The organism is archaeon CG10_big_fil_rev_8_21_14_0_10_43_11, assembly GCA_002763265.1.
Taxonomy (GTDB): Archaea; Nanobdellota; Nanobdellia; order PEZQ01; family PEZQ01; genus PEZQ01.
Genome location: PEZQ01000007.1, coordinates 122,408 through 128,797, shown reverse-complemented (window position 1 = coordinate 128,797; position 6,390 = coordinate 122,408). Strand labels below are relative to the sequence as shown.

Genomic DNA, 6,390 nt, shown 5'->3' with positions numbered 1-6,390 from the left:
TCAAAGAAGAGCTTAAAGAAAGCGTTGAGTGGCCGCTTAAATATCCTGACTCATTTACCAGCCTGGGCATCAAACCGCCAAGCGGCATCTTGCTTTATGGTCCTCCAGGAACAGGTAAGACCATGCTTGCTAAGGCGGTTGCAAACGAGAGTGAAGCAAATTTCATTAGTGTGAAGGGTCCTGAACTCTTGAGCAAGTGGGTTGGCGAGTCAGAGAAGGGTTTGCGTGAAATCTTTAGAAAAGCGCGTCAAGTCGCTCCTGCTATTATTTTCTTTGACGAACTTGATAGCATTGCTGGGCGTCGGGGCGTTGAGATGGGCACCAAGGTTAAGGAGAGCATGGTCAATCAGCTCTTAACCGAGATGGATGGTTTAGAGCAGTTGCATGACGTGGTCGTGATTGCGGCAACGAATCGTCCAGATATGATTGATACGGGTCTTTTGCGTCCTGGTCGCTTTGACAAGATGATTTTTACGGGCGTGCCTGATGAGGCGACGCGTTTGCAAATTTTGAAAACGCAGAGCACTGCGGTTCCTCTTGCAAAGGATATTGATTTAGCAGTGTATGCAAAAAAGACTGAAGGGTTTAGCGGCGCTGACCTTAATGCGCTCGTGCGCGAGGCTGCGTTGATTGCTTTGCGTGAGGATAAGAATGCAAAGATTGTATCTCGAGCGCATTTTGACAAAGCTTTCAAAGATGTGAACCCGTCAATTAGTAATGAAGTCAAAGATTTTTATGAGGACTTTGTTAAGCGTCTCAAGAGCTTGAAGGCAAAGCAGCCAATGGAAGCAAGTTATTTTGGTTAGGCGAAGTATTCGCCAACCTCTCTTTTTTTTTAAGTTAGTTTTACGTGAACGAGAAGAAGTATTTGTTCATTTTTAGTCTATCATTCTCTGTCTTGTTTTTATTCGCGCTTACTGGTTCAGCATTGAACCTCACTAACTCAACTAATTCTACAAATGAAACAAATCAAACACTTGCAATGTACAATAATTCTTCCACGCAAACATTAACACAAATAGTAGTTGAAGAAAAAATTAATTGGAGTGAAGTGCCGCGATTTGATTTTTCAGATTAGTCTAATTTGAGCAGCAGACTTGGTTGCTTCCGCAAAGATTTCGGTCGATTCCAAGCGCAGTACCATTGTGGAGGTTACACTCTGATATGCTAGAACAACCAGCGCCTCCAAATGTTTTACATGCGATGTCTGCTGAAGCTGTTACTGATGAACCTGGTGATACAGGCGCAATTGCTCCTGTGCCCGTTTTTGTTTGTTGATCAGTTACTGTAAAAACACCTAATGCTACTGTTGCTGAAATGATTATGCCAATAAGGATTCCTAATATTAAAAAAAAATATTTGTTTTCAAGAATTTGACTACGCATGTAAAAGCTCTACTGGGGTTTGTCAATATAAAGTTTCCTTCAGAAGGATTTCTGTTGTCTCTTTTTTCCAAGATTTCCTTATCATTTTATATACTTGCTTTGCCCGTACCCTAGTGGAGGGCTTGCGTGAATCAGAAGAAGTATCTGTTCATTTTTCTTCTATCAATTTCTGTGCTCCTTTTTTCTGTCATTACCGCAACGGTTTTCACAAGTTAGTTGAGAAAATTTTATAATCACGTGTGAATGGTAAGTACTTGTGAAGGGGCGCTTACTCGCAAACAAATATTTCTTGCTTGGTGTTGGAGTATTGTTAGGTTTGAGTTTTGCCGTATCCCTGTTTGTTCTATACCCTGTATTGCATGATATTTTGTTTCCATCATCTTCGACTGCAAGTTCACCTGAAGCGGTTACAAGCCCCGCTATTGTAAATCTCCGTAATCAGTGTGCTCAGCATTGTTTGTCAATGGACAATTTCATTAATAATACTGATGATGCAAAGAGTCTCCCCTATTGTGCCACCACGTTCAGTATTAGCGAAGATGGTAACTCAACTGATGTTGATCATTGTTATGACACAATCATAACAGGTGGCTCGCCCTGTCATGTGTTTCTTGTATCTGGAGAGAAAGTGACTATTGATGCTGCGGTTTGTTCAAGCGGATAGATTGACGAGTTCATGGTGTTTAACAAAACCTTGAATGCAACAGAAATCACTGAACTCTTCAATAGTGGAGACGGCTACGCGTGCGACAACTACAAGTAGGACTAAGTAGCACATTCTTTTTATTTCCCGCATGCACGTGTGTTATCTATGAGTGAGAATGGTCAAGAGCAAAAACGTGAAGATTTATACCAAAAAATTCTCAATGACGAACTCACGTGGGAGAATTTGGTTATTGATATTGTGCGCGAGCAGGGCATTGACCCGTGGAACATTGACGTTTCAAAACTCACAAAAGCGTACCTTGCAAAAATCAAAGAATTAAAAGACCTCAATTTCAGGCTATCTGGAAAAATCCTTCTTATTGCTGCCATTCTTTTGCGCATGAAAAGCAAACATTTTGCGTTCAAAGAAGACAAAAACGAGCAAGAACAACAAGAACATGTTTCCCTGCTAGAAGACATTACCCTTGAAGTGCGGGATTTGGAGCCACGAATTCCCTTACCAAAAACGCGCAAAGTCACGCTCCAAGAGCTCATGGGCGCGCTTGATTCCGCACTCACCGTAAAAAATAGAAAAGAAGCGCGCCACGAGCGCATGCACGCACTTCAAGAGCGAAAAAAGTTTGAGCACACGTTTAAAGAAATGAAAATCAGCCAAAAATTGACTCTTGTGTTTGACCGTTTGCGAAGCCTTTTTTCTACGTTAAAAAAGCGCACCTTGCCCTTTTCAAAACTCACGCCCTCGCAGTCGCGTGAGGATATTATCTGGACATTTATCCCGCTTATTATTCTCTCAAACCGGGGTCGGGTGAACCTTTTGCAAGAAAAAAGTTTTGGCGACATCATGGTTGAGATTGTTGATGATTCTGACCTTGCCAAAGAAGAGTTAAACGAGAACGATGAACAACAATGATTTTAAACGCGCATCGCATACTACAGTCTTGCATTAGCAGAGAGGGAGGATTTTGAGACGTGTCAGAAAAAAAACAACGGTTTTTAGAAGCATTGCTTTTTGCAAGCGAAGGAGCGCTCGCACGCCAGAAAATAAAGCGTTTTATGTCATTAAACGACCAGCAACTAGATGAGTTAGTGTCTGGTTTGCAAAAAAAGTATGTGCAAACCAACTCGTCGTTTAAAATTTCAAGCACGAGCCAGCAGGTCATACTCAATGTTGAAGATGAGTTTGTTCCTGAAATCAAGAATTTTTTGGAAGCAGAATTTTCAAGCACGCTTCTCAAGACGCTTGCTATTGTTGCGTACCGCTCGCCAATCACGCAGTCAGACATTATCAAGGCGCGCGGAAACAAGAGTTATAGTCACGTAAATGAATTAATTGCTCTTGGCTTGGTGCAGGCAGAAGAGTATGGTAAAACAAAGCTTTTGCGTCTCACGCCCAAATTTTTTAAATATTTTAATGTTACAGAAAAACAGCTCAAACAAGCGTTTACTAAAACACCCGGAGAAACCCAGCAAAAACTCGTTGAACCCGTGGCTGAGCCTGAACAAAAGCAAAAATCTCCAAAAAAACCAAAAGCAGTCAAGCAGCCAAAACAAGAAGAAAAAACTGCTGAGCCTAAAAAATCAGAGCCTGAACCTATTAAAACCGTGCAGGAAGGGGATAGAAACACGGCAAATGACTTTTTTTCAAGCTAGCGCCCTTAATAGTATATTAGGATAAGAGAAAACTTAATTAAATGCGGTCTGATATCATATGCGTAGGTGACGGTTAATTGATTCAAACTAAAATTGTAAGCAGCGTCTGGAACATTCCTGTCTACACTGATGCTGGAGAGTTCTTTGGAGAAGTTGATGACGCGATTGTTCAGCAGAATAAAGTACTGGGATGGAAGATTAATGCAACCCCTGAAAGCCCTATTTTCAAGGTATTGCGCGGCGCTCGTGGCGTCATTGTTCCGCACCAAATGGTTCGAGCAATCTCTGATATCATGATTATCTCAAAAGCAGCGGTCCCCAGTGTTGGTGACCGGCCGTCAGTTGAATTTGAAGACGCTTTTGAGTAAACCTTTTAGTGTTTTGCCCTCCTTTCACTTGATACGCAATGAGTGCATATCGAAGAAACATTGGGCTCAATTATATTCTTTCATTCTTTTTATTTGCAAATCTCGCTGCGTCAACAATTGTCGTGTTCTTGCAGGATAATGGTTTGTCTGTTGCACAAATCTTTATTCTTCAGGCAATAGGTCCTCTTGTTATTCTTTTAAGCGAGCTTCCAACCGGCGTGTTTGCTGATGTTTCAGGAAGAAAAAAGTCAATTGTGGTTGCGTGCGTGCTCTTTGGGCTTGCCTCGTTTCTTACTATTTTTTCCCACTCTTTTTTCTCATTTCTTTTTGTGCTCTCTCTAGCCGCGTTTGGCAGCACGTTTTATAGCGGGTCAGGTGACGCGCTTATGTATGATTCGCTTCGTGAGGAACGCAGAACGCGCTTTGCAAAACTCGCGTTTAGCAACAACGCGCTTTTTCGTCTTATTGGTCTTGGAAGTGCAGTTATTCTTGGCGCGTTTATTGCGTCAATCAATTATCGCCTCAATTTTGCGCTTATGAGTGTAATATCTCTTATCGCGCTTTTTGTTGCTCTTAAATTCAAAGAGCCTGAATCAACTGCGCGCATCAAAGCAAAAACGGTGTGGAAGGAAACCATTAATGCAATCACGCTGATGCTGCATGTTCGCCCCTATGTGATTCTCATGCTCGCGCTTGCGGTGCTTAGCAATATCAGCCTTGTTATTCTTATCTACATCCAGTTTTATCTTGCGGGATTTGGCGTAAATTTGTTCTTGTTTGGGTTTGTGTACGCCGCGCTTGCCATTATGCAGGGAGTTGGTGTTAAGGTGGGTTCTTTTATTGAAACGTTTTTGAAACCAAAATATTTCTCAATTCTTGTGATGATATTGTATGCTGCGTCTCTTGGGCTTCTTGGCATTTCAGACTCGCTTGTGTTCTTTTTGGTAAACGCGCACCTGTTCATGTTTGTAAGCGGGCTTTTTGGCGCGGTGTTTGCCGATTACCAAAACCGGTTTGTTCCGTCAATGACGCGCGCAACTATTGGTTCGTTTAGCGCGATTGTAAACAGCTTTATTTTTGTGTTAATAATTATTCCTGTGGGGTTGGCAAGCGAATTGTTTGGTCTTGGCGCGGGGGTGTTGCTTGTTGCGCTCATTAGTTTGTCTATTATTCCCGCGCTTGGTCTTCGCATTGATGATGATATTATTCTCAAAAGTGTTGATGATGGTCTTTGAAGTTTCGAACGATATATAAAATAGAACGGTATCTATCACTAGTGCATGGTGTCTAAAGAGTTTGGCTTTAAAACAACAAGCGAGATTAGCGTTGACAAGCAAACGCTTAACCAAGTTATTGGTCAGGAAAAAGCAGTTGAAATCGTGCAAAAAGCAGCGCGTCAGCGAAGAAATATCCTTCTTATTGGTTCTCCGGGAACCGGAAAGTCAATGCTTGGTCAAGCGCTTGCTGAATTATTGTCAAAAGAAAAGCTTGTTGACATCCTCAGCCTTCCAAATGATAAAGACACAGACCACCCGCTTATCACCACGGTTCCTGCAGGTGAAGGAAGAACAATGCGCATAAAAGAGCAAGTGCGCAGCATGACAAGCGGGCGCGACAGAACGCTCTTTATTCTGATTGGCATGCTTCTTGTTATCAATCTTGTTGGTTTTGTTTTTGACTTTTTAAGCAGGGGTGAGAGTGATGTGCTGCAAGCAGCAAACCGCATTGCAAGCACGATTACCACGCTTGCGCTTCTTATTGTGTTTATGGTGTATTTAGCATCCTACCAGCTTCGAAAACAGCGCGTGCAAGTGCTTGCGCCAAAAATCGTGGTAGACAACACCGGAAAAGCAATGGCTCCCTTTGTTGATGCAACTGGCAGTCATGAGGGTGCGCTTTTAGGAGATGTCAAGCACGATCCGTTTCAATGTTTTTTGGCTTCTAATTATGTAACCTTAAGAGATAAAGAAGAAGAGAAGGTTGTTGAAATAAAGGAATTTGTAGATGATATTTTATTAAAATACAAAGATTCAGTTGAAAGGAATGATGAAGGCTATGAGGCTGTTTTCCTTCCAAAAAAAGAGTATTCAATTCTTGGAGCTAAGGAGGACATGGTTGCACCTGTTGGTGTAGTGGCAGTAAACAGGAGACCCTATTGTGGAAAAATGTTTGAAATAAAAACAGAGAGCGGGAAAAAAGTAACCGTTACCCCAGAACATAAGATATTTACAAATAACGGACAAGTAGCTGCGCGTGATTTAAGAGTAGGAAACACTATTCTTGTGGCATGATTCTTTCTGCACATCGTATAAAAACTATTT

At 41.8% G+C, this 6,390-nt stretch carries 8 protein-coding genes and 1 pseudogene (1 of these 9 running past the window's edge); 8 read left to right on the top strand and 1 reads right to left on the bottom strand.

The window, feature by feature from the left end; translation table 11 throughout:
• Together COT72_04185 and COT72_04180 are read left to right on the top strand one after the other, a co-directional pair.
• Positions 1-806 (top strand): annotated as a pseudogene (locus COT72_04185) (ATPase) (it extends 1,471 nt beyond the left edge of the window).
• Positions 807-898: 92 nt separating this feature from the next.
• Positions 899-1,078 carry a hypothetical protein gene (locus COT72_04180; protein ID PIO00006.1) on the top strand — a complete coding sequence of 60 codons (180 nt, stop codon included), beginning with the start codon at positions 899-901 and terminating at the stop codon, positions 1,076-1,078.
• 1 nt (position 1,079) lies between these two features.
• Here the strand turns inward: COT72_04180 and COT72_04175 are convergent, their stop codons facing one another.
• Positions 1,080-1,385 carry a hypothetical protein gene (locus COT72_04175; GenBank protein PIO00005.1) on the bottom strand — a complete coding sequence of 102 codons (306 nt, stop codon included), beginning with the start codon at positions 1,383-1,385 and terminating at the stop codon, positions 1,080-1,082.
• Between the two features lie 463 nt (positions 1,386-1,848).
• On the opposite strand from COT72_04175, the gene COT72_04170 reads away from it, so the two are divergent.
• From COT72_04170 to COT72_04145, 6 genes are all read left to right on the top strand, one after another.
• Positions 1,849-2,049: a hypothetical protein gene (locus COT72_04170; protein ID PIO00004.1), complete on the top strand. Its 201-nt coding sequence runs from the start codon at positions 1,849-1,851 to the stop codon at positions 2,047-2,049.
• 147 nt (positions 2,050-2,196) lie between these two features.
• Positions 2,197-2,961 carry a hypothetical protein gene (locus COT72_04165; GenBank protein PIO00003.1) on the top strand — a complete coding sequence of 255 codons (765 nt, stop codon included), beginning with the start codon at positions 2,197-2,199 and terminating at the stop codon, positions 2,959-2,961.
• A gap of 59 nt (positions 2,962-3,020) precedes the next feature.
• Positions 3,021-3,701 (top strand): hypothetical protein, encoded by a 681-nt coding sequence (locus COT72_04160; protein ID PIO00002.1) that lies wholly within the window; start codon positions 3,021-3,023, stop codon positions 3,699-3,701.
• Between the two features lie 77 nt (positions 3,702-3,778).
• The gene (locus COT72_04155; GenBank protein PIO00001.1) at positions 3,779-4,069 is read left to right on the top strand and encodes a hypothetical protein; all 291 of its coding nucleotides are present in this window, start codon (positions 3,779-3,781) and stop codon (positions 4,067-4,069) included.
• Positions 4,070-4,107: 38 nt separating this feature from the next.
• Positions 4,108-5,304 carry a hypothetical protein gene (locus COT72_04150; protein PIN99999.1) on the top strand — a complete coding sequence of 399 codons (1,197 nt, stop codon included), beginning with the start codon at positions 4,108-4,110 and terminating at the stop codon, positions 5,302-5,304.
• Between the two features lie 45 nt (positions 5,305-5,349).
• Entirely contained in the window at positions 5,350-6,360 is a 1,011-nt protein-coding gene (locus tag COT72_04145) for a hypothetical protein (protein PIN99998.1), read from the top strand.
• The last annotated feature ends 30 nt before the right edge of the window (positions 6,361-6,390 follow it).